26 protein-coding genes and 4 pseudogenes are annotated in these 26,672 nt (G+C 38.8%); 5 read left to right on the plus strand and 25 right to left on the minus strand.

Translation table 11 applies throughout. The features are described from left to right. Positions 1–169 precede the first annotated feature (169 nt). The 21 genes and pseudogenes from ABZ559_RS12400 to ABZ559_RS12500 form a co-directional block, all read right to left on the minus strand. Entirely contained in the window at positions 170–1,957 is a 1,788-nt protein-coding gene (locus ABZ559_RS12400) for an acyltransferase family protein (protein WP_367006623.1), read from the minus strand. Beyond that, positions 1,954–2,334, minus strand: a complete 381-nt coding sequence (locus ABZ559_RS12405; protein WP_018375427.1) for a membrane protein — start codon at positions 2,332–2,334, stop codon at positions 1,954–1,956. Before ABZ559_RS12405 ends, ABZ559_RS12400 begins: the two co-directional genes overlap by 4 nt. 17 nt (positions 2,335–2,351) lie before the next feature. After that, positions 2,352–2,780 carry a low molecular weight protein-tyrosine-phosphatase gene (locus ABZ559_RS12410; protein WP_273402539.1) on the minus strand — a complete coding sequence of 143 codons (429 nt, stop codon included), beginning with the start codon at positions 2,778–2,780 and terminating at the stop codon, positions 2,352–2,354. A 287-nt stretch (positions 2,781–3,067) separates the two neighbouring features. Beyond that, entirely contained in the window at positions 3,068–4,069 is a 1,002-nt protein-coding gene (gene ruvB / locus ABZ559_RS12415; protein ID WP_367006625.1) for a Holliday junction branch migration DNA helicase RuvB, read from the minus strand. Positions 4,070–4,533: 464 nt separating this feature from the next. Then, positions 4,534–5,439, minus strand: a complete 906-nt coding sequence (locus ABZ559_RS12420) for a helix-turn-helix domain-containing protein (RefSeq protein ID WP_277291088.1) — start codon at positions 5,437–5,439, stop codon at positions 4,534–4,536. Positions 5,440–5,515: 76 nt separating this feature from the next. Further along, positions 5,516–5,677: pseudogene (locus tag ABZ559_RS12425) on the minus strand (helix-turn-helix transcriptional regulator); the annotation flags it as partial. A 41-nt stretch (positions 5,678–5,718) separates the two neighbouring features. Beyond that, on the minus strand, positions 5,719–6,630 hold the full coding sequence (locus ABZ559_RS12430) for a helix-turn-helix domain-containing protein (RefSeq protein WP_277291087.1): 912 nt from the start codon (positions 6,628–6,630) through the stop codon (positions 5,719–5,721). Between the two features lie 216 nt (positions 6,631–6,846). Beyond that, positions 6,847–8,145: an adenylosuccinate lyase gene (purB, locus tag ABZ559_RS12435; protein ID WP_367006627.1), complete on the minus strand. Its 1,299-nt coding sequence runs from the start codon at positions 8,143–8,145 to the stop codon at positions 6,847–6,849. Positions 8,146–8,366: 221 nt separating this feature from the next. Then, positions 8,367–8,516, minus strand: a complete 150-nt coding sequence (locus tag ABZ559_RS12440; RefSeq protein WP_367006629.1) for a hypothetical protein — start codon at positions 8,514–8,516, stop codon at positions 8,367–8,369. Next, a complete protein-coding gene (locus ABZ559_RS12445; protein ID WP_367006630.1) occupies positions 8,509–9,552 on the minus strand; it encodes a hypothetical protein in 1,044 nt (347 codons plus the stop codon). The genes ABZ559_RS12440 and ABZ559_RS12445 overlap by 8 nt, the downstream gene beginning before the upstream one ends. A gap of 68 nt (positions 9,553–9,620) precedes the next feature. Next, positions 9,621–10,022 (minus strand): annotated as a pseudogene (locus ABZ559_RS12450) (SRPBCC family protein). Between the two features lie 80 nt (positions 10,023–10,102). Continuing rightward, positions 10,103–10,249, minus strand: a pseudogene (locus ABZ559_RS12455) (CPBP family intramembrane glutamate endopeptidase); the annotation flags it as partial. Between the two features lie 50 nt (positions 10,250–10,299). Next, positions 10,300–10,992 (minus strand): aspartate/glutamate racemase family protein, encoded by a 693-nt coding sequence (locus ABZ559_RS12460; RefSeq protein WP_367006632.1) that lies wholly within the window; start codon positions 10,990–10,992, stop codon positions 10,300–10,302. Positions 10,993–11,036: 44 nt separating this feature from the next. Beyond that, positions 11,037–11,702, minus strand: a complete 666-nt coding sequence (locus ABZ559_RS12465) for a hypothetical protein (protein ID WP_367006633.1) — start codon at positions 11,700–11,702, stop codon at positions 11,037–11,039. A 5-nt stretch (positions 11,703–11,707) separates the two neighbouring features. Next, positions 11,708–12,799 (minus strand): 5-(carboxyamino)imidazole ribonucleotide synthase, encoded by a 1,092-nt coding sequence (purK, locus tag ABZ559_RS12470; RefSeq protein ID WP_367006635.1) that lies wholly within the window; start codon positions 12,797–12,799, stop codon positions 11,708–11,710. Then, positions 12,786–13,274 carry a 5-(carboxyamino)imidazole ribonucleotide mutase gene (gene purE / locus ABZ559_RS12475; protein ID WP_367006637.1) on the minus strand — a complete coding sequence of 163 codons (489 nt, stop codon included), beginning with the start codon at positions 13,272–13,274 and terminating at the stop codon, positions 12,786–12,788. Before purE ends, purK begins: the two co-directional genes overlap by 14 nt. A 383-nt stretch (positions 13,275–13,657) precedes the next feature. Next, the gene (locus tag ABZ559_RS12480) at positions 13,658–14,101 is read right to left on the minus strand and encodes a DUF523 domain-containing protein (protein ID WP_018375438.1); all 444 of its coding nucleotides are present in this window, start codon (positions 14,099–14,101) and stop codon (positions 13,658–13,660) included. Then, a complete protein-coding gene (gene purD, locus ABZ559_RS12485; RefSeq protein WP_367007663.1) occupies positions 14,091–15,356 on the minus strand; it encodes a phosphoribosylamine--glycine ligase in 1,266 nt (421 codons plus the stop codon). The genes ABZ559_RS12480 and purD overlap by 11 nt, the downstream gene beginning before the upstream one ends. 204 nt (positions 15,357–15,560) lie before the next feature. Further along, complete coding sequence (locus ABZ559_RS12490; RefSeq protein WP_367006639.1) at positions 15,561–17,375, minus strand: P-loop NTPase fold protein; 1,815 nt, start codon at positions 17,373–17,375, stop codon at positions 15,561–15,563. Positions 17,376–17,444: 69 nt separating this feature from the next. Then, positions 17,445–17,657 (minus strand): annotated as a pseudogene (locus ABZ559_RS12495) (Abi family protein); the annotation flags it as partial. A gap of 21 nt (positions 17,658–17,678) precedes the next feature. Then, positions 17,679–18,188: an HXXEE domain-containing protein gene (locus ABZ559_RS12500; protein WP_018375442.1), complete on the minus strand. Its 510-nt coding sequence runs from the start codon at positions 18,186–18,188 to the stop codon at positions 17,679–17,681. A gap of 171 nt (positions 18,189–18,359) precedes the next feature. Between ABZ559_RS12500 and ABZ559_RS12505 the strand changes: the two genes are divergently transcribed. After that, complete coding sequence (locus ABZ559_RS12505) at positions 18,360–18,896, plus strand: TetR/AcrR family transcriptional regulator (RefSeq protein WP_018375443.1); 537 nt, start codon at positions 18,360–18,362, stop codon at positions 18,894–18,896. A 421-nt stretch (positions 18,897–19,317) separates the two neighbouring features. Here the strand turns inward: ABZ559_RS12505 and dhaQ are convergent, their stop codons facing one another. Further along, entirely contained in the window at positions 19,318–20,304 is a 987-nt protein-coding gene (gene dhaQ, locus ABZ559_RS12510; protein WP_367006641.1) for a DhaKLM operon coactivator DhaQ, read from the minus strand. A gap of 9 nt (positions 20,305–20,313) precedes the next feature. After that, positions 20,314–20,853: a dihydroxyacetone kinase transcriptional activator DhaS gene (gene dhaS / locus ABZ559_RS12515; RefSeq protein WP_367006642.1), complete on the minus strand. Its 540-nt coding sequence runs from the start codon at positions 20,851–20,853 to the stop codon at positions 20,314–20,316. A gap of 258 nt (positions 20,854–21,111) precedes the next feature. On the opposite strand from dhaS, the gene dhaK reads away from it, so the two are divergent. From dhaK to ABZ559_RS12535, 4 genes are read left to right on the plus strand one after another with little or no spacing between them, the layout of a single operon-like run. Then, positions 21,112–22,104, plus strand: a complete 993-nt coding sequence (gene dhaK / locus ABZ559_RS12520) for a dihydroxyacetone kinase subunit DhaK (protein ID WP_367006643.1) — start codon at positions 21,112–21,114, stop codon at positions 22,102–22,104. 9 nt (positions 22,105–22,113) lie between these two features. Continuing rightward, complete coding sequence (gene dhaL / locus ABZ559_RS12525; protein ID WP_367006644.1) at positions 22,114–22,692, plus strand: dihydroxyacetone kinase subunit DhaL; 579 nt, start codon at positions 22,114–22,116, stop codon at positions 22,690–22,692. Beyond that, the gene (dhaM, locus tag ABZ559_RS12530) at positions 22,693–23,067 is read left to right on the plus strand and encodes a dihydroxyacetone kinase phosphoryl donor subunit DhaM (RefSeq protein WP_367006646.1); all 375 of its coding nucleotides are present in this window, start codon (positions 22,693–22,695) and stop codon (positions 23,065–23,067) included. Positions 23,068–23,078: 11 nt separating this feature from the next. Next, positions 23,079–23,792: an MIP/aquaporin family protein gene (locus ABZ559_RS12535; protein WP_367006648.1), complete on the plus strand. Its 714-nt coding sequence runs from the start codon at positions 23,079–23,081 to the stop codon at positions 23,790–23,792. Between the two features lie 43 nt (positions 23,793–23,835). Here the strand turns inward: ABZ559_RS12535 and ABZ559_RS12540 are convergent. Further along, positions 23,836–25,202 (minus strand): IS3 family transposase gene (locus tag ABZ559_RS12540; RefSeq protein ID WP_367006649.1). Its coding sequence is split into 2 segments (ribosomal slippage): positions 23,836–24,743 and positions 24,743–25,202, totalling 1,368 coding nucleotides; the frame shifts between segments, so codons are not numbered across the junction. A gap of 80 nt (positions 25,203–25,282) precedes the next feature. Next, on the minus strand, positions 25,283–26,650 hold the full coding sequence (locus tag ABZ559_RS12545) for an SIR2 family protein (protein WP_367006651.1): 1,368 nt from the start codon (positions 26,648–26,650) through the stop codon (positions 25,283–25,285). Between the last annotated feature and the right edge of the window lie 22 nt (positions 26,651–26,672).

The raw sequence follows: 26,672 nt of genomic DNA on the forward strand, positions 1-26,672 counted from the left end.
TTTTGCCTACCATTCTACATACCTTTAAAGCCTTTTCCTGATACTCAAAGAAAATCAAAATTATAATGGACGACGCCAACACAGATAAAGCTTAAAGTCATCTAATCAATAATGTCTGAGTTTGATTTTCAATATTAAAAAGCCCACCTTTCAGTGAACTTTTATAACGCTAAGACTCACCCTTAGCTGAGCGTTTAGCTGCTTTTTGAATAGCTTTCTGGATAGTTTTAACATATAAATCTGCCCCCGTGCTGTCACTATCACTATAGTGTACGCCATCTGTTTCAGACCAGATGGCTGGATTTTCAACAGCAACCTTGTACCAATCTGCGACAGTAACATAAGAATATGTTTTAGCCAAACTCAGCTCATAATCTCTAACCTCAGCTACCGCAGCATCGTTTCCAGCATTGTACGGAGTAACAAGAACCAAGCGATAACCGTCAGGCAAAGCATCAATAAATTGCTGTAAGTCGTCTTGATAGTTCCCCAAAGAATTGACACCTACCGCCAAAACAGTGGTTTTAGATAGAGTGTTTGAATCAATTTGGTTTTTAAAAATGTTAAAAGCTTCACTAAAATTACGGCTGACTGCAGCGTCCAACTGAACTTCTGGTAAAAGACTCGCAAAAGCTGACGATGATCTTAGGGCAACTGAATCTCCTATCACACTGACATTGCTTAAAGCTGAGGCGTCCCCAGCTGCTAAAGTATGGGTACGATTCATATTATTCTGGGCTTGTTGAAGAGAATCAACTAATAGATTGGTTTCAAATTTACCAACTTTAGGAGCAATAGCAGCGGTTGCTATCGTGATAATGGTTAACACCCCAGCCGTCCCAAAAAGCCATTTTTTATATGGACTGAGATCTAATTGTAAACCAAATAGATTTGGCTTTTTCCCAACAATGTAGGGTTCAATCACATAATAGGACAAGCTAGCAAAGACAAGAGAAAAAATAGTTGTTGTTAAAGCTGCAAGCCAGTTGTTAGCTAACTGACCAAAGATGATGTAAAAAGGCCAATGAAAAAGATAAATACCATAGGAAATATCTGCTAAAAACGTGATTATCTTGGGTTCGCGAACATTTGAAGTTTGTTCATGTAAAACACGCGCTGCATAAATCATGACACTAGCAAAGAGACTCGCTAGTATGAACCCAAATAAATAAGTAAATTGATGATTAAAATCAAGCAAAAAGGTCAGGAGCAAAAGGAGAGCAAAACTTGTTGCCATGACTGTAATCACACGCTTTCTTGGCCAAAGAACAATATTTTTCTCAAATCGTTTGGTAGTCTCGTTGATACCTGACATAGTCGCAAACATCGCGCCTAGGAAAAAAGGAAAACTGTGAGAGAGTGTTGAGAAATAAATCATCGAAATATTTTCAACAAAAAAACTTCTGATAAACATAGACAAAAAGCTGACAAGAAACAAGCCTGTTGAAAGAACAAAAACTAACCCCCGAAACTGTTTAGAACCTACATTCCTTTTTGTCAAAATCCAAAGTAAAACTCCCCAAATGAGATAAAAATGTACCTCAATAGCCAAACTCCAAGTGTGAACAAATAAATGCGGGATAAACTGGCTTTCATAATTGCCACCAGTTATCATCTCATAGAAATTTGTCGTAAATCCTAAAACTGATGCAATTTGTTGACCAATGCTTGCACGAAAGTCATCACGCACCAAAAGCGTAAACGGCATAACAATCAGTATCATCAAGACTACCGGCGGCACAATTCTATAAAAACGTCGCTTAAGAAATCCTAGCAAATCAATTTTTTCGCTTTTTGCATATTCATCAATCAAAAGCGCTGTTATCAGGTACCCAGAAAAAGTGAAGAAAATATCAACACCAATAAATCCCCCTGAAAAAGTATTTTGAAAGAAGTGATAGAGTAGAACTAGCAAAAGTCCTGTTACACGTACCAGTGAAAACCATTTTATTCTCATTTTTGATAAATCCCTTGTTTAAAGGTTCCTTTATAAACCTTTTTATCTTGTGCTACTAGTGTCCCTTGCCCATCAGCTTGACCATTTTTAAAGTCTCCTTTATATGACCAACCTGTGCTTGAAGTGAAAGTACCTTGTCCGTCAAAGACACCATTGACAAATTGACCTTCATAAACATCACCATTTTCATAAGTCAGCTTCCCTTTGCCGTTCATACGGTGGTTAACGACATAACCTGTATAAACAAGCTTTCCGTGGTTATAACGGAGGGTTGCTTTAGACTTCTGGTTTACGGTTAAGACCGACAGTCCGCAACATAGTATCACCAGTACAGCAAGTAACTCTATGCGTCCTCGTGTTAAGTTTATTTTTTTCATTTTCTTTTTCCTTATTTTCATGACAGTAGTTGCGCTAGCCATTTTTCACAGCCAGTTTTGACCAAATCATAGGTCTCTTCAAAATCACCAGTGAACCACGGATCTGGGACGCCATCTTTCCTAAAAATAACTATCTTATCATCATATTTTCCTTGAGAGAGACGTTGCAAATCCGCAACATTTTCATCGTCCATACCGATAATCAAGTCAAAAACTTCTAAATCTTTCAAGCTAATTTGCTGAGAACGTTTTTGACGATCAAAAGCAATGGCATGTCTTTTGAAAATTCTCTGCGTGCCTGGATGAATAGGGTTCCCATGTTCCCAATTCGATGTTGCCCGACTTTCGACGCGAATATCGTACCCTTTTGCAAGATCTTTCATGACAAACTCAGCCATGGGACTACGGCAGATATTCCCCAGACAAACAAAAACGACTTGCTTCATCACAATCTCCTAATTCAAAATGATAATCTTACTCTCATTATAACAAAATTTAATCGTATGTTACATTCAAATTAATCAAAGATTTCAAAGGGATGCGTTTTTATATCAAAAAGCTAGAACAAACATGCCTAGCTCCTTATATTTTATAGTTTTTATTACGTCATTAACTCGCATCACCGTACTGCAGTAGTGCCAACAGCTTATTGTCTACTAAAAGCAAACCGAAAGACTATAGCGTTGATTTGTAAAATCAGAATTTAACCTCTACTCACTGGATAAAATAACGTTTAACTCTTGTCTGACAAAGGGTAACCTAGGTGTTCATAAGCTTTGGCAGTTGCTACCCGACCGGTTCTTGTTCGCATGATAAATCCTTTTTGAATAAGGTATGGCTCATACATGTCCTCAACTGTATCACGTTCTTCAGCAATATTGACAGACAGAGTGCCTAGACCAACAGGGCCGCCATTATACATCTCAATCATGGTTCGAAGGATTTTTTGGTCAACATAATCCAAGCCCTGATGATCAACATCCAGCATATTGAGAGCCTTATCAGTAATATCCGCAGTGATGACGCCATCTCCCATAATCTGAGCATAGTCACGGACACGCTTGAGTAGTCTATTAGCAATTCGCGGAGTCCCTCGGCTACGTTGTGCTAATTCTAGCGCAGCTTCATGGACGATTTCCATCTCAAAAATCGCTGCGGTTCGCTCAACAATCTCTGTTAAATCTTCCACTTCGTAGTATTCCATATGACCCGTAATTCCAAAACGCGCCCGCAAAGGATTAGACAACATGCCTGCTCGTGTCGTGGCTCCAATGAGTGTGAAAGGTGGTAAATCAAGGTGAACACTACGACTAGTGTCACTTGCCCCTATCATAATGTCAATGTAAAAGTCCTCCATGGCTGAATACAGCACTTCTTCAACAGCCATCGGCATACGGTGAATTTCATCAATAAAAAGGACATCTCCTGGTTCAAGATCGTTCAAAATAGCAACTAAGTCACCTGCTTTTTCAATTGCAGGTCCAGAGGTTTGCTTTAGATTTACTCCTAATTCATTGGCGATAACAAAAGCCATCGTCGTCTTACCGAGCCCTGGGGGCCCAAAAAGTAAAACATGATCTAGCGACTCATCGCGTAGCTTAGCAGCCTCAATAAAAATCTTAAGTTGATCTTTAACCTTGTCCTGTCCAATGTATTCTTTTAAAAACTGAGGACGAAGCGTACGTTCAACAAATTCTTCATCACCCATTACATCATTATCTAAAATTCTAGTCATAAAAATATTATACAAAAAAATAGCCTAAAAGACTACTTTTGCTATAATGAACTCATAACTGTGTTCAGTACTTCCATCTAAGGATAGTTTTTCAGCTACTCATCGTTAATTTTTTTCAAAATACAGTCAGTATCCCCTTGAAAAACTGCCTTGATTAGCGAAAAACGATCTCTTATATAAAAGCACTTTACTTGTGAATACAGGTTCTAAAATTGACATATGTGACTCCTTTTTTGTTATGGTATAAAAAGTTTAATGTTTTGCATATTTACATAGTAGTAAATCAAAGATTCCACCAAAAGAAATCTCCTAGTAAGCTAGCATTCTTAGCAAAAATAGCTGTCGCAAGAACTAGATAAAGTCGATATTGTTTCCAATTTTTCATAATTTTGGGTCCTCCAAATTTTTATTATTTACATTTTTTAGTATATCTTTTATTACCAAAAAGCAACATGACATTTTTGTCATGTTGCACAATCTTTTTGCCATTCTTCTTGTAATTTTGTCTCTAAATATTCATCTTCCATTATATTAGAAAAAAGCAACGCTTTGCTATAACAAGCTTCTGCTCGTTTCTTATCTTTTAATAGTTGTAAACTTAGTTTCCATTCAATCATATTCAAAATAGGAGATTTTTGAAAGTCTTGAATCTTAGACATGATACGCTCACAAATTTTTATAAGCATCTCAATTTTTTCAATATTAGCAATTTCCAGATAGACCCCACAAGCATGTATAAGTAAATTATTTAAAACAAATAATGTTTCTATATTGAAGTTGTCTCTCTGTTCAATTAAATTATTAACAAGTTTATTGAAGTCTTTAAGACTAGCAGACTCCCCTTTTTTAATTTCCGATATAATGCTCATAAAATAAATGTCTATAACAACTAAATCATTTAAACTATAATTATTTTTTTTAGTTATTTGTTCAAAATAATCGTCTATAATACCTAAACCAAAGGAAATATTATTACTCATATGTATATCAAGCTTTGCTTGCAGACAATCAATAACCAATTGCTCATACTCTGGAAGAGTGTCATAAAATACTTCTGAAACTTCATCAAGTTGTTCCTCACGTGTTTTAATTCTTTCAGGTTCCGCGTACAAAGGAGTCCTCAAAATCAGATACTTTAGTTCTTTATATCGCTTTGGAAGCTCTAAACTTTTTTCATCTGTCAACTCTCCAAGTTGAACTCCTAATCGACTTGCAATGAACTGTGCTTTTGATAAATTAGGTAGGGAACCCGTCTCAATTCTGGCTAATTGTCTAACTGAGAGTTCGGTTTCATCTCCGCAAAATTCTTCTCGCGTAATTTCTCTTTGCTCTCTTAGATACCTAACTTTTTCTCCAAATTGGTTTATCATTCAAAAATTCTCCTGATTATTCTTAAGTTATACTAAATTTGGTGACACTTCATACTATTCTTCCATTAGCTTTTTGTCGCTTCGCTATAAACTGAGCTTTCGACAAGGTCGGTAGCGATCCAGTTTCTATTCTTGCTAATTGCCTAACCGACAATTCGGTTTCATCTCCACAAAAATCTTCTCTCACAATTCCTTTTGATTCTCTTAACTGTCGAACCTTAATCCCAAAATCACTGATACAAATTAAAGAGTTTGAAACAAAAATGTCATGTTGCCTCGCTAATTTATTTTGGATACTAATTTTCTCCATTCTTCTTCTAACTTATTTACAAGATAGTCACCGTTTATTACTCCAGCGAATAAAATAGCCTGTTTATAACATTCTTCAGCTTGTTTAAAATCATTCAAGCCAAACCAACAATATTCCCATTTTAGCATATAATAAATGGGCATTTTTTGAAAATCCTGAATTTTTGTCATTATCTGATGGCTTATCAGTAATATCCTATCCAGATCATCATATCGCTGTAATCGAACTGATACATCTGCACAAACAAGCAAGATGCTATTCAACAAATATAAATCCTCTATAGGTAAAGTTTGTGATTGATTGATAAGACTAGTTTTTATTTTTTCATAAAATATCTCATCAAAAATTGTATTATCAAAATTGGAAACAACCGAACAAAGGAGAAAAAGTTCTATCAAAACTAGGTCATTTAATTTATATAACTTTCTCTTTTTTAACTGATTAAAATAATCTTTGATTACTTCTGTTCCAAAATCAACATTACCAGTTTGATATACTTCAAATTTGGATTGAATAAAAGTAACCATCAGTTTTTCTTCCTCTGGTAGTTTATCATAATAATCCTCATAAATTTCATCAAACTGTTCTTCACGAATTTTGAGTTTCTCTGAATCCATATATGTTGGTGTTCGTAAAATCAAGTATTTCAATTCTTTATAACGATCTGGAAGTTCTAAGCTCTCCCCATCTGTCAATTCTCCAAGACTAACACCCAGTCGCTTCGCTATAAACTGAGCTTTCGACAAGGTCGGTAGCGATCCAGTTTCTATTCTTGCTAGCTGCCGAACTGAAAGTTCAGTTTCATCTCCGCAAAACTCTTCTCTCGCAATTCCTTTTGATTCTCTTAACTGTCGGACCTTAACTCCAAAATCACTAAGCATAATCATCCCCTCTCTGACAGAGTTTTAAGTTTTATTTAAATAATTGTAACATACATTTTCATTTTCTGAAAGAAACATTGCTATAATTTTCAAACAATTCAAAATTAAATCACTTATACAAAAAAATTCTAGAGTTAAATAAATTGCAAAATGGTTAGGATCTGTGCCTAACTTTAAGTCTGCATTTCAAACTCTAGAATTTTTAGTTTATGCTAATTAATCTCCAAGCCCAATGCGCTCAAAGATTTCATTGACACGCTTGGTATAGTAGGCTGGGTTGAAGATTTCGTCGATTTCGTCTTGGCTCAGGCGGGAAGTGACTTCTGGGTCTGCTTCCAGCAGCGGTTTGAAGTCTACTTGATTGTCCCAAGACTGCGCCGTTTTAGGCTGAACAAGGTCGTAAGCCTCTTCGCGGGTCATGCCTTTTTCAATCAAGGTCAGCATAGCACGCTGGCTGAAGATCAATCCAAAGGTAGAGCCCATGTTGCGCTTCATATTTTCTGGGAAGACCGTCAGATTCTTGACGATATTGCCAAAGCGGTTGAGCATGTAGTCAATGAGAATGGTCGTATCAGGCGTGATAATGCGCTCCGCTGATGAGTGGGAAATATCACGCTCGTGCCAGAGGGACACATTTTCATAGGCTGTCACCATGTGACCGCGGATGACGCGAGCAAGACCCGTCATGTTCTCAGAGCCGATGGGATTGCGCTTGTGAGGCATGGCCGAGCTACCCTTTTGACCTTTGGCAAAGAACTCTTCCACCTCACGCTGTTCAGATTTTTGCAGACCGCGGATTTCTGTTGCCATACGTTCAATGGATGTGGCAATGCTGGCTAGCACTGCAAAGTATTCTGCATGAAGGTCACGTGGCAAGACTTGGGTTGAAATCTCCTGCGGGCGAATACCAAGTTTTTCACACACATAAGCTTCAACAAATGGTGGAATATTAGCGAAGTTACCAACAGCACCAGAGATTTTCCCAGCTTCCACACCAGCGGCAGCATGTTCAAAACGCTCGATATTCCGCTTCATTTCACTGTACCAAGTCGCAAGTTTGAGACCAAAAGTCGTTGGCTCCGCATGGACACCGTGGGTACGCCCCATCATGATTGTAAACTTGTGCTCCTTAGCCTTATCAGCGATGATATTGAGGAAATTATCCAAATCCTTGCGAATAATGTCATTAGCCTGCTTGTAGAGGTAGCCATAAGCCGTATCCACCACATCCGTTGAAGTCAGCCCAAAATGCACCCACTTGCGCTCCTCACCCAGCGTCTCAGAAACCGCACGGGTAAAGGCCACCACATCGTGGCGCGTTTGCTGTTCAATCTCCAAAATGCGGTCAATATCAAAATCCGCCTTCTCGCGAATCTTGGCCACATCCTCCTTAGGAATCTCCCCCAGCTCAGCCCAAGCCTCATCAGCCAAAATTTCCACTTCCAACCAAGCACGGTACTTGTTTTCCTCGCTCCAAATGTTCGCCATCTCAGGGCGTGAATAACGTGTAATCATGTTTAAGATACCAAGGGCGACAAGAAAGCGACTGAATTTTAGGAAACCAACGACGGACGCTTGCGTCCTAGGCGGTTTATCTAAATTCCGAGCTTTCCGCCCGGGTTCAGTTGTGCTAACTTGTAACCCATTCCTTTCTGTTTTACAATTTTTTAATATGGAATTAAGAGTACCCGTATTCAGTTTAGAGAATACGGCTACCCTTGTTCCTTTCTATATTTTTATTTTTTATTCTTTCCCGAAAAATGATTGGCTATTGCTGATCCTCCAATAGAGACTAGCGCCGTTGCAATTATTGCAGCATTTTTCTTCAAAAATTTTACAGGTTTATTTAACGTTTTACCAATTTGATGAACTTGTTTTTTATCCATGTTGTTCTCCATTCAATAATTCTTCGCCAGTAAATTCAATAGTGATTACATCATCTTCCAATAACTCTGTTGTTCCAATTTGAGCAATGAATTCACTGGGGTCAATACACCATTTCATTTGACGTTGATACTCCTCGCTGCCTAAATCTTGCAATTCCACTAGTTTTGATACATACTCGTGGTGATTTTCTACTAAAGATTTTACAGGCGAATAAATTGTATCAAGTAAATTATCATTACCTGTAATCAAATAGGTTTTAGCAAGTAAATCACTAGCTTTTACGATATGAGAAAATTGGTCATTTAATTCAGAAAAACTATTTGAAATATCATCATTGAATTTGTCATCCCATAATGATTTGAAAAATAATCTTAATTTTGATTTTGGTATTGATAAACCCTTGGAAATTTCACCTTCAAATTCCTTAATAAGAGACTCTCTTCCTTCATTCAACTGGCTTATTGAATTTAATAGCAAAAATTGTTTCTGCGGATTATCATCAGACATTTGCAAAGCTTGATTTATCGTGCTTTCTGCACCTAAAATTTTTGCCCGTCTGTCATCTTTTTGTCCCTGCTTAATTTCCAAACTAAGTTGTTTAACCTCGGAAAGAAGAATTTCTAACTCACTAATTTTTTGAGCATTTGCTAGCTGGTTCACATTAGACATGATATTCTGTAAAGCTTCAGGATTATCTAATACGATTTTTTCCAGTCTAGCTTTAGAGACAATATCGTTATTTGTTCCTTTAGTCACAAAATTAGGTAGTAAAGATTTCCTATCCATTGTCTTTTGAAAATCAATCTCTCCATTTTGAAATTTTTTCAACTGCTCCTGAGTAAATTTAACAACATACATTTCCTCAGGATTGATATTTTGTTTAATTTCATTATAGGAATTAACAATGGTCGAGAAATAATTACCGATTTGTTCAAAACTTCTTCTTTTATTTTGAGATAATTCAACATCAAGTGAAGTATTCCCCACTTCCTTTGTCTTGGCAAGCTTATCATTTTTTATGGCTAATTCGCCCATGCATCCCCCTGTAAAAAATCAATTTTATCACTAACCACCATCACACGCCCCATTTTGCAGTTTTGTTTTTACTGTCTAACTTCCAGCGCTTTTTCTAAATCTTGGAAATATTGCTTTTGCTGCTTTCTTAAATAAAGCCAGACAAATGGTGACAGGAGAGCGTTTTTAACAGTGACATCTTCTGTAAAATCCAGAACTGTTTACCCATCATGATAATCAAAGCGTCCTAGCCAAGTGCCTTGGAGATTTTTGTTTTCAAACTCAAGTTCCCAGAGCTTGTACAAATCGACTTTGGTCACCTTAAAATTTGTCTGAATGCCATTTTGGGTATATTCAATAAAATGGTTCTCGTCTATCTTTTCAAAATGACCAAGATCACTTCTCCAAGTTTGATTGGATAAGTCAGTGACAAGTTCCCATACTTTATCAATAGGATAGGAAAAACTTGCTTTCCTATTAGATTTTACCATAAGTTCACTCCTATTTTAACGACTAATTTGATACTAAATTAGCATAAACGCAGCACATAGGCCTGAAAAGATATTATAAGATCACATTTACTAACTTTCTTAAATCCCAGCCAACTTAGAAAATGAGCGTTTTTTCTATCTTTGCTAAGCCAATAGATAAAGGGAAGTGCAGCAAACAATACTATTTCTAAAAGGCTGCTGACTATTTTTGAGATGAAAAGTTCCATTTTTTAATCTCCTGATACCTATCACCTCAGCATCTGCTGTCAATTTTGATTTACTCATTCACCGCTAATTGCGCGGCTTTTTGAGCATGGATAGCGGTTGTATCATAGAGGGGTAGGTCTGTGTCTGCTTGTTTGACCAAGAGACCAATCTCTGTACAGCCTAGGATAACGGCTTCTGCGCCAGCATTTTTCAAATCATCAATGATAGCAAGGTAGGTTTGCTTGGAGCTGTCTTTGATGTCTCCCAGACACAGCTCATCATAGATGATTCGGTTGACCTCGGCAATGCCAGCTTGGTCTGGAATCAGCACTTCTAATCCCGCTTCAAGCAGTTTGTCCTTGTAAAAATCTTGGGTCATGGTGTACTTGGTGCCCAAGAGACCAACCTTTTGAATGCCATTTTCAAGAAGAGTCTCAGCAGTTGCCTGTGCAATGTGCAGGATAGGGATTGAAATGTTTTCCTGAATCTGCGGAGCAACCTTGTGCATGGTATTGGTGCAGATGACAATGAAGTCCGCACCAGCCTGCTCCAGCTTCTGGGCAATTTTGCTCAGCACTTCCGCACTCTTAGCCCAGTCGCCGCTTGCCTGATAGTGCTCAATCTCTGCAAAGTCAACACTGTAAAGCAGAATTTTGGCCGAATGCAGCCCGCCAAGCTCATTTTTGATTGTCTCGTTGATGAGCTGATAATAGGAAGTCGTACTCTCCCAGCTCATGCCACCGATAAGACCAATTGTTTTCATGTTTGTTCTCCAGTTAAGTTAATTGGGTTTAATAACTCTTTATTTTACTGAACCCCAATATCAGCCCTAATTAGCTGTTCTAATTTCCATCGAATGTTATCCAACCTGTTACACCTTCCATCATTATATTCCAATAATTTACGACCAGCTATAAAGGCGTTATTCAGAAGCACCTCAAATTCAACTAAACAATTTTTAACTTCCTGACTTGAATATATTTCAATAATTTTGTCATTACGTCTAAATTGTTCATATTCATCTTTTGCTATAAAATATTGCTTGCTGATTTTTGTAATCTCCTCTATACACCATTCTCTATTCCAAATTTCTGTTTTAATATCTTCTTCATCTTGATAAGTAAGACCTTCTCGCTTCAATCGCTTTTGATAATCTTCCTTAATCTGAATTTCCAAAATTCTATTCACCGTATCAAAGTTTTCTGAACTAAAGTTAGGTCCATATGATAATAGGTTCATGATATCATTTGGAGTTTTATTTGGAAATAAAGATATTATTCTAAGTAAATTGTTGTAGATCCCTGTTAATTTTTCTTGTTTATTTCTTTTTTCCTCACACTTCCATTGCCGCACCTGCTCCTTTTTGCTATTTAAGAATTTATATAATGCCCATATTCCACCACATACAACTAAAATCGGTCCCAAAATTGTAGCAATATGAGCCCAATTCTCTAATTGATTCGCTTGCCGCATAAAACCTACCAATCCACTCCTTCCCCAAACTCCCTCACTTTATCCGCATCTTCTGCGAACACGGTCACGTGTCCCATTTTGCGGTTGTGTTTGGCTTCTACCTTACCGTAGAGGTGGAGGTGGACGCTAGGATTTTCTGCGACGTAGGCTTGGGCAGCCTCCATGTGCTGGCCGAGGACATTGAGCATGACAGCTGGGGCGTGGAGGCGGATTTGAGGAAGGGGTGCGCCGAGCACGCCTAGGATATGGGTGTCAAATTGCGAGAAGTCGCAGGCTTCGATGGAATAGTGGCCTGAATTGTGAGGGCGCGGTGCGATTTCGTTGACGAGGATGTCATCAGCTGTCGCAAACATTTCCACGCAGAGGGTGCCTGAGAGATGGAGCTTTTTGGCAATTTGCACCGCCATGCTCCTAGCTTTCTCAGCCAGTTGGTCAGAAATACGGGCAGGCACAATGGTCTTGTAAAGAATATTATTGCGGTGGATATTTTCCTGCACAGGAAAGACGGTGTAGTCGGAGCCATTGCCAGACACAAGGACGGAGATTTCCAGGTCGAAATTCACAAACTCTTCCAAAACACACTCGGCAGAGTTGGCTAGCTGACTAGCCTCTACCAAGTCCGCCTCTTCTCGAATGACCTTCTGACCATGTCCGTCATAGCCCCCAGTGGCTGTTTTTAAGACATAGTTTTTGCTGAGGTCCAGTCCTTCTAGGTCTAGGCTAGAAGTGACGACTTTGTAGGGGGCGACTTGCACGCCAGCTTTTTTTGCCAAAAAATCCTTCTCAAAAATACGGTTTTGGGAAATACGAAGGAGGTCTGTCCCTTGAGGGAGCTGACCGTCCTTGATGACCGCGTCCAGTCCGTCGGCATTGACATTCTCAAACTCATAGGTCAGCACGTCGCAGCGTGCAGCCAATTGGCGCAAAGCGTCCACGTCGTCGTAAGGTGCCACAATCATATCAGACACGCGCGAAGCGGGGCAGTCCGCCGTCGGATCCAGTGTCACCACCTTGTGCCCCATGTAAATAGCGGAAATGGCCATCATCTGACCCAGCTGGCCGCCGCCGATAATACCAATTGTTTTAGATGAGTTCATCCGTTGATGCCTCCGCGATTTTTCCTTGTTCTTCTGCGAAATGGGCTAGCGCTGTTGCCAAATCTTGATCTTCAATCGAGAGAATGCGCAGTGCAGTCAGGGCAGCGTTGGTAGCTCCCGCTTCCCCAATGGCCATAGTTGCCACAGGCACGCCACCCGGCATTTGCACAATAGAGTAGAGGGAATCAAGTCCACTAAGAGCACGCGATTTGACAGGCACACCGATAACGGGCAGCGTTGTTTTGGCTGCTACCATCCCCGGTAAGTGCGCTGCACCGCCAGCACCAGCAATGATAACCTTGATGCCGCGGTCACGTGCTTCCTCTGCATGTTTGAACATGAGGTCAGGTGTGCGGTGGGCAGAGACGACTTTTTTCTCATAAGCCACACCGAACTTGTCTAAAACTTCAGCTGTTTTTTGCATGGTGCTCCAATCGGATTTGGAGCCCATGATAATAGAAATAATTGGTTTCATAATAAGATACAAAGGGACGTTTCGGCTTACCGAAAATTTCCGTAGAAAAATAGGAAAATTAACGACAACGCTTGCGTCTAGGCAATTTTATCTTTTTTTCCTAGGTCTTAGTCCCGTGTTCAGTTAGGACTACTAACTAAACATTCCTTTCTTTAGTATTCAGAAGCGATTGTTTTCTTCCTTTTTTGACAATCACCTTAGGTTTGTGGGGTCGTCAGCAACCACTTTCAGTGTCTCATGACTAACTTGAAATCCTAAAGTCTCAACGTTTCCCGCGAGCGTAACTGAAAGTTACGGTCTTTTCACTACGACGCCCATTATCCTTTTTGGCGACCTGCGGTCGCTTGAGCTAGCGCTATATTTTATTTGATTATCTATAAAAATTATTTTTCTTTACCTATGTCTTGGGCATCAATAACCCTATAACCTTGTTTTTGTAATGCTTGTGCAAATAACCCGCTACCCGTAATTTTATTGCCAGTAAAACTACCATCATAAATCTGATTAACACCACAAGATGGACTTCTCGACTGAAGAATCGCAAAGTCAACGTCTTTTTCGACTAAGAGAGAAAGTGTACGCTCAATTCCTTCTTGAAATTCTTTATCATAAAAATTTCCATCAACATCACACACCCTTCCCTCTAAAATTTCTACAGGGGGTCTCGGCACTGGCAGGCCACCAGCAACTTCTGGACAAACTGCTATAACCTCTTTATTTGCAACAAAGTCAATAACAGCCTGATTGTAATTATTGCTCCCATTATATTTGCAATTTTCCCCTAACAGACAGGCGCTAATTAAGACACAGCTTTTTTTATCTTTCAATGGCCTTACTTCCAATATCATGTCGGTAAAAGAGGCCTGTGGTGTTTTGTTTATCAAGCTGGGCATAAATTTTGTCCTGCGCAGCTTTGACGGTATCGGCTGTGGTAACGAGCATATAGACGCGTCCGCCGTTTGACAGCAAGGCTTTGCTATTGCCATCAAACTTAGCCCCTGCATAGTAGGTGATGATATCGCCGTCGGTCTTTTCTGGCAGAGGCAGGCCTTTTTCGTAAGCGAGCGGGTAGCCATCTGAAGCGACCACCACACCGAGGGTCACGCCCGTGTCCAGCCAAGTGATGTCAGGCTCCTTGCCAGCCAAAATGTCCGTGATGTTCTGCGCAAAGTCAGAAGTCAGACGCGGTAGGATAATCTGGGTCTCGGGATCGCCAAAGCGGGAGTTAAACTCAATAACCTTAGGACCATCAGCCGTCAGGATAAGCCCCGCGTAAAGCACGCCCAGATAAGGACGGCCTTCCTTAATCATGCCCTCAAGCACGGGCTTGACAATACTGTCAACCGACTGGTCAATCACACTTTGAGACAGGTGAGGGACAGGAGCGTAGGCCCCCATACCGCCTGTGTTTGGCCCCTTGTCGCCGTCATAGGCACGCTTGTGATCCTGCGCTGCAGGCATCACGTAGAACTTGTCGCCATTGACAAAGGCAAAGAGAGAGAACTCCTCACCATCGAGAAATTCTTCGATAACCACACGCGCACCGGAGTCGCCGAACTTATTGTCCAGCAGCATCTCATGCGCTGCTTCGACCGCCTGCTCCACGGTCTCTGCCACGACCACGCCCTTACCCAGCGCCAAGCCGTCCGCCTTGACCACGATAGGAGCGCCCTGCTTTTCGATATAAGCCTTTGCTTCCTCGAAGTCGGAAAATGTGCCATAGGCTGCTGTCGGAACACCGTATTTGACCATGATTTCCTTAGCAAAATCCTTAGACCACTCCAGCTCCGCTGCTAACTTAGTCGGACCAAAAGCTTTAAGCCCAGCCTGATTAAAATCATCAACGATACCAGCTGCTAAAGCGTCATCAGGACCAATGAAAGACCAAGCAATATCATTTTCCTTGGCAAAATCAATGAGCTTAGATTGTTCGGAAATTCCTATATTAACCAAATCCAACCCATCAAGCGTCATACCATCATTTCCAGAAGCCACAAAGACCTGCTCCACCTGCGGAGACGCCAATAACTTCTTAGCAATCGCATGCTCACGACCGCCAGAACCAACAACCAAAAGTTTCATAAACAAGATACCAAGAGCGAACAGAAAGCAATAGAGTTTTAGGGAATCAGTGCAGTGTGTAGACACACAAGACAACTTCTCTAAATTCCGAGCTTTCCGATCGGGTTCAATTCCTTTCATTTTACGAATTATGTAGGACTATTATAACAAAAAAGTTCGGTTCAATCCACTTGAACATAAACTTTGAATATAATCAAATTCAAACTAAGATAAATGTTTTTCTAATTCCAATAACCGTTCTCGTAATTGCCGTATTTTAAACCTATCAATGCGTTCTAGCTCTACTGAATCAATCTTATCATCAATGGTTTCTACTAATTTTCTTATATCTGGAATCTCTTCATGATGGAAATCCTTTGCATTTGATATATGTAAATATTCCGTATTAATATAACTCATTAGATAGTCTGCCTTACTTCCAATACATAACATATAGGATTCTACATAATCATATTCCAAAATATATTTAAAAATATTAACATCCACGAACGGTGTATTATTGGTTATTTTCTTTACTGCTTGATTATCATCTTTAAAAATAGCATCAAGTAGTTGTAGATTCTTATTTTTTTGATTCTGCTCTTCCGGTTTTTTTATTAATTCACTGATTCTATTTTTTAACTCTACGTCCGTTATTCCAGAAAAGACAATCTCATCTCTCAATGATTCAATCGTACTGCTATTATTGCCTTCATTTTGAATCATTTTAATAAATTCTTCTCTAACAATATCCAATTTATCTGCTTCAATAAATAACAAGTCTAGCTTTTTGAACTGATAAAGAAGATCATACAGTCTTAATAATTCCTTGTAGGAGTAATCATTATTGATTACTTCACATACTGCTTGCTCTTGTAGATCATGGATTTCACTATCCGAAAAACGCCTAAAATTTTGCAATGATTCATAAGCTTGCATTTTTCTATTAGGATAAAAAGTGCTTTCCCAACTATTTACATAGTTATTAGTATTCCACACACCATTGAGAACATACTCATTGAGAACATCTGAATATACTATTAATGCATCAAACAAAGGATTCTTATTATGATATTTTTTGATTATCTTATCCATTATCTTTTCAGAATTGTCATCTCCAAATGTCCAGAAAAATCTTTGAAAGTTATGGCTCTTCAATTCAGGCAAATTACCATCTGACAGTCCTCCCTGTTTATACTCATTGGTTATTACAAATATGTTTAAAAATATTGATTTTTTGATTTCTAAATTTCTCTCTTCTAAAAGTTTATTAATCTCAGAGAACAGTTTAGTTTCTACAAACTCAAAATTATCAACTATACTAAATAAAGTTCTTAAATTAACTTCACCAATATTTCTATAAGATATTGATAAAATATCCAATACCCAGTCTAAATTTTGTTTAATAAAGTCACTTTGACTTTTTGAAGATATTATCTCTTTCAGCCCTCTTTCATCATAGTTAAAATGGATCGTCCTTCCTATGACTTTTTCTTTTATTTTTTTATACTTATCTGAAAAAGAAATCTCCTTTGAGTTTGACACTATAATTACCCTGCATCTTAAAGTTTCAAGTAAACCATTCAAAATGAAGCCAAGAACATCCTGAATTTGAAGTTTTCCGCTGAGCCTTTCTAAATCATCAATAATAACAATAACTTTGTTGCTTGTTTCAGCCAGCTTCTTATCTTTCATATATTCTAAAATATAATCAGACAACAAGCCTACCGAGCTAAAAATCATATTATCTGAAATCCATGGTGAGGTCTTAATTTTTCCTAAGAGCCCATGGGCTTTCTTTATTAAGGGGCTTTCTTCAAGCTCCATAAAGATTTTATATAATAAATCTTTTTTTAACTCTGACAATTTGTCATAGCCGTAAACAGAAAAATAAATAGTTTTATGCTTACTTTTAAATTTTTGTTGCATATTATTTTTTAAATAATAAGTTTTGCCGCTCCCCCAGTCTCCGTCAATTTGAAGAGCGTAACCATCTGTACCATTAATGTAATTTTCAATAGCATTATTAAGATATTCCATATTTTCCCCTATACAAATTTTTCCTCATTATACCAAAAAAGCAAGCCTCTCGGCTCACTTCTTATATTTTTATTTCCTCAAAACACGTTCCCAATTATTGGTAAAACCCAAGTGGTGCAAATGGATACTAGGTTGGTATTTGGTAAACAAGGCTTTTAAACGCGGGATAAAATGGTTATTCCATTTGTCGCTATCAATATAAAGTTGCTTGAGAGCGTATAATTGTGCCATGAAGCGATTTTTAATTTTGGTATTTTCAGCCATAAAAGGCGGAAGCTGACCAGCGGTTATAAAAACTTTCTTTTACTTTGTGTAATCCTCCATGATGTGTTGAATTTTGGGCATGATGCGGTGCATAATGACAAGATTGGCATAAACGACCGCCATCGTTAAAACAAGTGACATGATAAAAACTGGTATTGAGTAAATAACATGCCAATAGTGGGTAATGATGAGAAGCACCAGCGGAATTTGCAGCGTTACCGTAACAACTCCAGGCACATACCCTTTAAACTTAAAACACATCACATAGTGCATGATGAAATGAGAGGTATAAGCCAGTACAAAAGACAGATAAAGTAGGTCATTCTGCGTCATTTGGCAAATAGCTGAAATCAACAGCAAGATGACAAACTCCTCCAAGACACCTGTTGCAAAGGCAGAACCGTTGGTCGTTGCTCCAAAGAAAGGAGTTTTCATTTTCTTCAGCACTTGCTGATGTTTCTTTTTCCACAAGGGAACAAAGATAATTTCTTCAAAATCGTGTAAAATAAATAAAATGGGTAGCATCCAGATATTAAAAAGACTATTCACAATTTGACCTCCTTAAAGTGTAATAAACTATTGTGCCATCTCCAAAGATTCGCTATAGTATAGTTAGTTATCACATGTGATAAGAACAGTATAAAAGAAATATCGAAAAAAACCATAGGATAAACAAAATTGGCACAGGTTGGCTCAAAATGTGACAAAAAGAGGATTATTATGGAATACCAAACACGGCAATGGCTAGAAGAAGCCTTATTTGATTTGTTAGCTACTAAACGTTCTTTACAAAATATCAGCATTGCAGAACTCAGTGAGCATGCTCAAATTTCCAGAAGAACCTTTTATCGTTATTATCATTCTAAAGAACAGGTTCTTACAGATTATTTGGATCGTTTGATTCAAGGTTATATCACTGAACTTCAAAAAAGAAATCTAGGTGGCTTTTCTGACTTGGTCAAAACATTTTTCCATTATTGGTGCAGGTATACCGATACTCTAAAAATCTTACAAGATGCCAATCTGTCACTATTTGTCTTGCAACGATATCATGATATGCTGCCAAATGTTTATGACAGTATCAGATTGCCGTGGCACATAAAAAATGACAATCAAAGACAGATCATATATGACATTCAATACATCAGCGGGGGGCTTTATAGTATGCTTGATGAATGGCTCAAATCTGATTATCAAACGATGACTGCGGATGAACTGGCAGCCCTTGCTTTAGATACTATAAAACGACTGAATTAGCATAAAAACTTAACACACTTGAACAAACCTAACTCCAGCCCACTTCTTATAAATATCTTTCTTGTGTCCGCCGTTAATAGCTATTTCAATCTTAAACGCTGAAAGTGTGACAAAATTGTTAGTAGCCACTGCTATGAAAAAGATACGATCACTGTTTGAGCTTTAGCTCATTACAGTGACGGATGCCGAACTAGTTCGGCGAAAGTTTTGACAATATCCGTTGTAGCGTCAGCTACTTACGGATAACTATGCAAGGTTGTCCCAAGAGTTAGATTTGCAAAATCCTTTCAAACACAGCAAAAGAGCTAGACTTGCATCTAGCTCTTTCTAGGAGATTTATGAAAAAGAAAAGTTTTAGGATAGCTATAGTATATGAGATGATACTTAAATAAATCTAAACTGATGACCAATTTTTCGTTTTCTACCAAGCAAAGGCATTGGTTGGTGCTTGCAAATAGTCTAGCCAGACCTTGTCTTGTAAGCGACAAAGTGTGATGGAGAGACCTGCCATATCCAAACTAGTAATGAGATGACCAGTCTTCGTAAAAACGATTTTTAGCTCATCTAATGCCAAAAATTCTAGAACATCATTAGTAAAAACTTGTTCTTCCAAGGTTGAGCTACCACCAAGATTATTGATCAGTAGAATAAAAGGATCCCCATCATGCCACTTAAGTTTCATTTTTAATTTATTAATCAATTCATTAGCTAGAACCTCAGATGATTCAAAGGGAACCGTACGATAACCTGGTTCACCATGGATCCCAATACCAAACGAAATTTGTCCCTCAGGCAATTCAAACATCGGTTGCTGATTCCAAGGCAGAGTTGCGGGTTTGGTTGCAACCCCTAATGTAGCAACAGACGTTGATACAGATAGCCCAATTTGTTCTAATTCCTCCAAACTAGCTCCACGACGTGCAGCCTCTCCTAAAATTTTATGGAGCAAAATTGTTCCTGCTACCCCTCGATGGCGAATTTGAAAGTTAGAAGTTTCTACGGAAATATCATCATGAGAAACCACATATTTGATAGGAATACCTTGGGCACGCGCCGTATGAATGGCTTGACCAAACTCTCGTAAGTCGGCTTCAAAATTTTTGACAATAACAAAGACCCCGCGTCCTCGATTAATAAACCGAATGACCTCTAGGATATCTGCTGCCTTAGGAGGGGCAAAGAGCGGTCCGCTAATTGCAGTCGTCAACATCCCTTCACCAACATAACCAAAATGGGCTGGCTCATGACCACTGCCACCTCCTGACAAAATGGGTATCTGTTGATCAGATGCTTGACTATTATAAATCGCTGGTAAGTCCTTAATTTGCTTGATATGAGGATGAATACTAACAATAGCTGCAATGCTCTCTTGAACATAATCCATTCCCTGATTGTAAATATGTACCATAATTATACCCTAATCGTCTTTTAAAGCTGTTTGAATATAGTGAATCACAGCTTGACTATCTAGCTGAAAGCTCTGAGTTGAGCTTGTCAAATGATGTTTAATCAAATTGGCCAGGGCCAAGCTATGATAAGTGATAAATAATTTCCGCTCTTCAGCCGTCGCAAACGGCTTATGCCCATAATCATCAATAATCTTACAAATAATCTGCTGGCAGTAGCCTTCAAAATAAGATGAGAAATCATTCTGATCAGCAATCTGAAATAATTTACCATAAAAAGCAGCATTGACTTGAAAAAAATGGAAAAGCTCAGTAATCAGTTGAAAGCCAGAGATATATTCTAGATTATCTGTGATTTGTTCACTTAACTCGGTCTGAAAAATCCATTCTAATAGCTCATACTTATCTAAAAAATGATTGTAGAAAGTTTGCCTGCGAATACCTGCTTCTTCCATAATAATGCTAACGCTAATTTTATCAAAAGATTGCGACACAAAAACTTTCTTAAAAGCCTTAGCAATACGCTTTTTAGTAATAAGTGAGGAGACCATTTTTCCTCCCGTAATAGTATTAGCTGATTCTCTTATGACAAGGAACTTAACAGAGAGTCCACTTTAGTTTTTTCCACTATTGGGTTAGAAATAAGCTAAAGATTATGAGAATCGTATTTTAATTTCTTCTATAAGTTTAACATCTTTTTACAACATTGCAAACCTTCCCAAAGGGGACAGAAGTGATTTTTTGTCCATTCTCAGATATCCATTAAAGTTTTATAATGAAGACGAAAAATAACAAAAGGAGTTAAACTCATGAAAAAAATTATCAACAAACCAACAGACGTACTTCCTGAAATGCTTGATGGACTTGCCTTTATCCACAGCGATTTAGTGCATCGTGTGGAAGGTTTTGACATCATTGCTCGCAACGCTAAAAAAACTGGTAAAGTTGGTGTTATTTCTGGTGGCGGTAGCGGTCACGAACCTTCCCACGCAGGATTTGTCGGTGACGGCATGCTATCTGCGGCTATCTGCGGAGCTGTCTTTACTTCTCCAACTCCCGACCAAGTTTTAGAAGCCATCAAGGAAGCTGATGAAGGGGCCGGAGTTTTTATGGTCATCAAAAACTACTCTGGTGATGTTATGAACTTTGAAATGGCGCAAGATCTAGCTGAAATGGAAGGCATCAATGTGGCTGGCGTTATCGTTGACGATGACATTGCTGTTGAAGATAGTCTTTACACTCAAGGCCGTCGCGGTGTTGCTGGAACTATCCTTGTTCATAAGATTCTTGGGAACATGGCTCGCGCTGGCAAATCCCTTGACGAGATCAAAGCATGCGCTGACGAATTAGTGAAAAATATCCACACTGTAGGACTTGCCCTTAGTGGTGCAACTGTTCCTGAAGTTGGTAAACCAGGATTTGTTCTTGCAGACGATGAAATTGAATTTGGTATTGGTATCCACGGTGAACCAGGCTACCGCAAGGAAAAAATGCAGCCTTCTAAAGACTTGGCTAAAGAATTAGTTGACAAATTGACAGAGTCATTTGATGCTAAAGCAGGAGACAAATTCGGTATCCTCATCAACGGTATGGGAGCTACTCCTCTCATGGAACAATATATCTTTGCTAACGATGTAGCGCAACTATTAGCTGAAAAAGGCCTTGATATTACCTACAAGAAATTGGGTAACTACATGACTTCTATTGATATGACTGGTTTATCATTGACCTTGATTAAGTTGGAAAATGAAGACTGGCGTTCTGCCCTTGAAAGCCCAGTAACAACCATTGCTTGGGGATAGGAGGAGCTTATGAATTTACAAACTGCAAAAGATTGGATGGCTGCTTTCAATGCTAAAATCCAAGAATACAAAGATTATCTATCAGAATTAGACACACCAATCGGTGATGGCGACCACGGTGGCAACATGGCTCGTGGTATGGCTGCTGTCATGGACAATATGGACAGTGAGGATTTTGCTAGCGCAGCAGATGTCTTAAAAATGGTATCCATGCAACTTTTGAGCAAGGTAGGTGGAGCCTCTGGTCCTCTTTACGGCTCTGCTTTTATGGGCATGACCAAGGCGGAAACTGCTGGCGCTGAAATCGCTGATGTGCTAGCTGCTGGCCTAGAAATGATTCAAAAACGCGGCAAGGCAGTAACCAACGAAAAAACCATGGTTGATGTTTGGACTGGTGTTGTCGAAGTAATCAAAAATGGTGATTTATCTGAAGAAGTTATTGATGGTTTGGTGGAAGCAACTAAAGACATGAAAGCAACCAAAGGCCGTGCTTCTTATGTGGGTGAGCGTTCTATCGGTCATATTGACCCAGGTTCCTTCTCATCAGGCTTGCTTTTCAAAGCCCTTCTTGAAGTGGGAGGTGTCTAGATGGCAGATATTGGAATTGTTGTCATTTCTCACTCAAAAAATATTGCTCAAGGTGTCATTGACTTGATTTCCGAAGTGGCTAAAGATGTGTCCATCACTTACGTTGGTGGCACCGAAGATGGCGGTATTGGAACCTCATTTGACCAGGTTCAGGCTGTGGTTGACCAAAATGACAAAGATACTCTACTGGGCTTCTTTGATCTCGGTTCTGCCAAAATGAATTTGGAACTGGTCGCCGATTTTTCAGACAAAAAAATCATTATCAACTCAGTGCCAATTGTCGAAGGCGCTTATACAGCTGCTGCACTTTTACAAGCTGGCTCTGATCTTGACAGCATCAAATCACAATTAGCGGAATTATCAATCAATAAATAAAGGAGATTATCATGACTCAATTTTTTGGTGAATTTATTGGAACCTTCATCTTGGTTCTCCTGGGTGATGGGGTTGTTGCGGGAAATGTCCTCGGTAAGACTAAAGAGGAAGGTACTGGTTGGGTCCCAATCGTATTTGGTTGGGGGATTGCTTGTACAGTAGCTGTTTACGTGTCTGGACTCTTTAGCCCAGCTCATCTTAATCCTGCTGTTACCTTGGCTATGGCTGCTACAAATGCCTTACCTTGGGGACAAGCGTTTATATTCATTCTAGCCCAAATGCTTGGTGCAATGGCTGCTGCTGTCGTCCTATGGCTTCACTACTACCCACACTGGGCTGAAACCAAAGATCAAGGTGCCATTTTAGGTAGCTTCTCAACAGGACCTGCTATCCGCCACGCACCTTCAAACTTCCTTGGCGAAGCCCTTGGTACTGCTATTCTTGTTATAACCATCATGGCAATTGGTCCAAATAAAGTGGCCTCAGGACTTGGTCCAATCATTGTTGGTCTCGTCATTATCGCTATCGGATTCTCACTCGGTCCAACAACAGGTTACGCCATAAACCCAGCTCGTGACTTAGGTCCTCGTATCATGCACAACATTCTCCCAATCGCAAATAAAGGCGATTCAGACTGGCCATACGCATGGATTCCAGTTGCAGGTCCAATCGTAGGTGGCATACTTGGAGCTCTTATTTATAATTTAGCACTTGGCATGCTTTAAGATAACAAAAATCTCAGAAGGTTGCTGTACTGCCCCCAAAAAGTTAGACAAAAAATAATGAGTGAAAGGATTTGGTTCTGTATTGAACAGGACTAAATCCTTTTAGTTTGGCTTTAATGCGCTTGTTGTTGTAGTAAAAAATATAATCTGTGATGGCTTGTTCCAAGTGATCCAGTGACTTGAAAGTCTTCTCGAATCCGTAAAACATCTCTGTTTTCAAGATACCAAAGAAAGACTCCATCATGCCGTTATCCGTGCTGGTTCCTTTGCGAGACATAGACGGACGTATGCCTTTACTGTCAAGAAAACGATGGTAAGCTTCATGCTGGTATTGCCAGCCTTGGTCACTATGGAGGATGGTATTTGGGTAGGCTGCTTCAGGAAAGGCCTTCTCAAGCATAGACTTGACCTGTATGAGGTTGGGTGAGCGGGATAAGGTAAAATCAATAATTTCGCTGTTATAGCCATCCAGAACAGGCGACAGATAGAGTTTCTCAGAGTAGTTTGGCAGAGCGAACTCGGTCACATCGGTATAACACTTCTCAAAAGGCTTCGCCCCCTCGAAGGCTCTGTTAATCAAATTAGGAGCTTTCTTGCCCACATCACCCTTGTAGGACTTGTATTTCTTACGCTTACGGATACGAGCTGATAAGCCTAGCACCTGCATCAGGCGTTGCACCTTTTTATGATTGATAACATAGCCACGGTTGCGCAGCTCCAGGTAAACCCTGCGATAGCCATAATTGCCCTTGTGTTCCTCAAAGATAGCTTGGAGATCAGCTTTTAGTGCTTTGTCTTTGTCCTCTTTCGCCAGCTGTTTGAGCTGGTAATAGTAGGTGGCACGAGCTAACTGAGCTGTTGTTAGAAGAAGATCTAGTCGGAATCCTCCATTGACCATTTCTCTAACTGTTTCTGCTTTTTGCGCGCTAAGGCTTCGTCCCTCAGGCGCAATTCCCTCAACTTTTTTAGATAGGCATTCTCCGTTCTAAGCCGTTCATTTTCTTCCTGGGGTCGCTCCAACTCCGTCATCTCTTCCCAGGTTTTCTTTGGTTTACGCCCCATCTTTGGTGGCCTCCCTCTTGTTTTCTCAAGAATAGTATACCCGTTTTTCTTGTATTGTGCTATCCAGTTTGAAAGAGTTCCTTGATTTGGTAGAGCGTACTCAAGAGCTACTTGGTTGAGAGAGTGACCATCAATCAGAACTTTATCAATCATTTCTTGCTTTAATTCTGGGGAATAGTAGGTATTTTTCCCTTTTTTGACAATGCTTAGGCCATACCTCTCAATCAATCGAATCATATATTTAATGCCAGATTGAGCAATACCGAACTGTTTTGACAAGGAATTGAGGGAATTACCATTTTGCCGTAACTCATAAATTTGGACTTTGTCTTCATAACTTAATTTCATAAAAATAACACCCCAAAAGTTAGATTTTTTCTGTCTAACTTTTGGGGTACGGTTCAATGAAACAAGAAATATTTAGAATTTTAACAAAACCAGGGACGATTATGAGGAATTGTCCCCTTAGGAAATTCATTTACAATTTGTTGACAATATTTAAAAATCTCCTCATTCCTATTTTTTTCTAGATATGAAATCAACTCTTCTGTAGCTTCAAAAAACTTATCATCATAAATATACGGTGGTGGACAGTATGCTTCGCCGTTACCGTCTGAAAGCAAACCCAAACTAATCATACCATCAGAATACCCTAAGTCATAGTAAGCCAAATTAAAATTTCTTTCTTCCAGCCTTTTTTCATAAAAAGTATTATATTGATGAGCTACCTCATTTAAATATCCATGTTTCAAAAAAGAACCATTAGCCTCATTAGCAATACACCTTTGGTAAGCGTGGATTAATCCATCTTGATAGGCAATTGTCAATAATAATTCTGGATACTCGGTTAAAATATCTACAAAATTTTCATGATTAGTTAATTTCATATGCTCCTCTGATAATAGATGATTCCATTCTTTAGCATAATCATAGATACTGTTTTTTACCAAAAAACCTCGAGTAATTAGCTCTTCTTTCAAAGACTGAATAAAGAAAGTTCCATCAGTAATGATGGGGATTATTCTTTTGTCTTTATTTTTCTCCCAATTCTTATCAATTGTGACTAAATAATATTGGTTCGAAAAATCACCTAGTTTTCCTGATAGAACATCAATCAACTCATTCAAATCTTCATCACCAAATGAAAATCCAATGAAAACAACCGTTTTAGTACTAAGAATTGTTTTTAATCTATCACCAATTGGGTCTTCCGATAGTCTCTTATGGCATTTTTGATAATCTTCTTCTGTAGCAACTATTGAACCAACATTTTTTATTGAACCATGAATTTTGAAAACTCGTTTTTCAAATGTATCCCAAAGTGCCACATCTTCATTATAAATAATGGGAAACATGTCACACTCATCTTCAAAATAAGTATCCCAATTCGTTGTGATGACAGTATTTATTTGAGGTATTTGAGCAACTTCTTTATGAAATTCTGTTGCAGAACTATATAACTCTGGAAAATTTTTTACCATCTGAAATCTTTTTTGGATTAGCTGGTACAAACTTTTTCTTCCGTTTCGCAAAGCGCTACAATATTCTGTCATCATTTTCGAAAAAGAAGTATCATCATTGATTTCTTTACCCATACCTAGAAGACTATTTTTAATTTCAGTATAAAAAGTATAAGGCATAACCTTTCTAGTTTCTGTACTTATACCTGCACCACAAAATAAAATTAGGTCATTATCCAATGCTGCATCTATTACATCTTTAGGTAAAGTGAAGTCATTGTGATTTTCACAACAAATACAACCATCAATCTTTTTTCCAGCTTCTTTAGCAAACACCTTTAAATACCTCTTCCCAAAA

The sequence above is a fragment of the Streptococcus sp. ZY19097 genome (assembly GCF_040731245.1).
In the GTDB taxonomy this organism is placed as follows: domain Bacteria; phylum Bacillota; class Bacilli; order Lactobacillales; family Streptococcaceae; genus Streptococcus; species Streptococcus orisratti.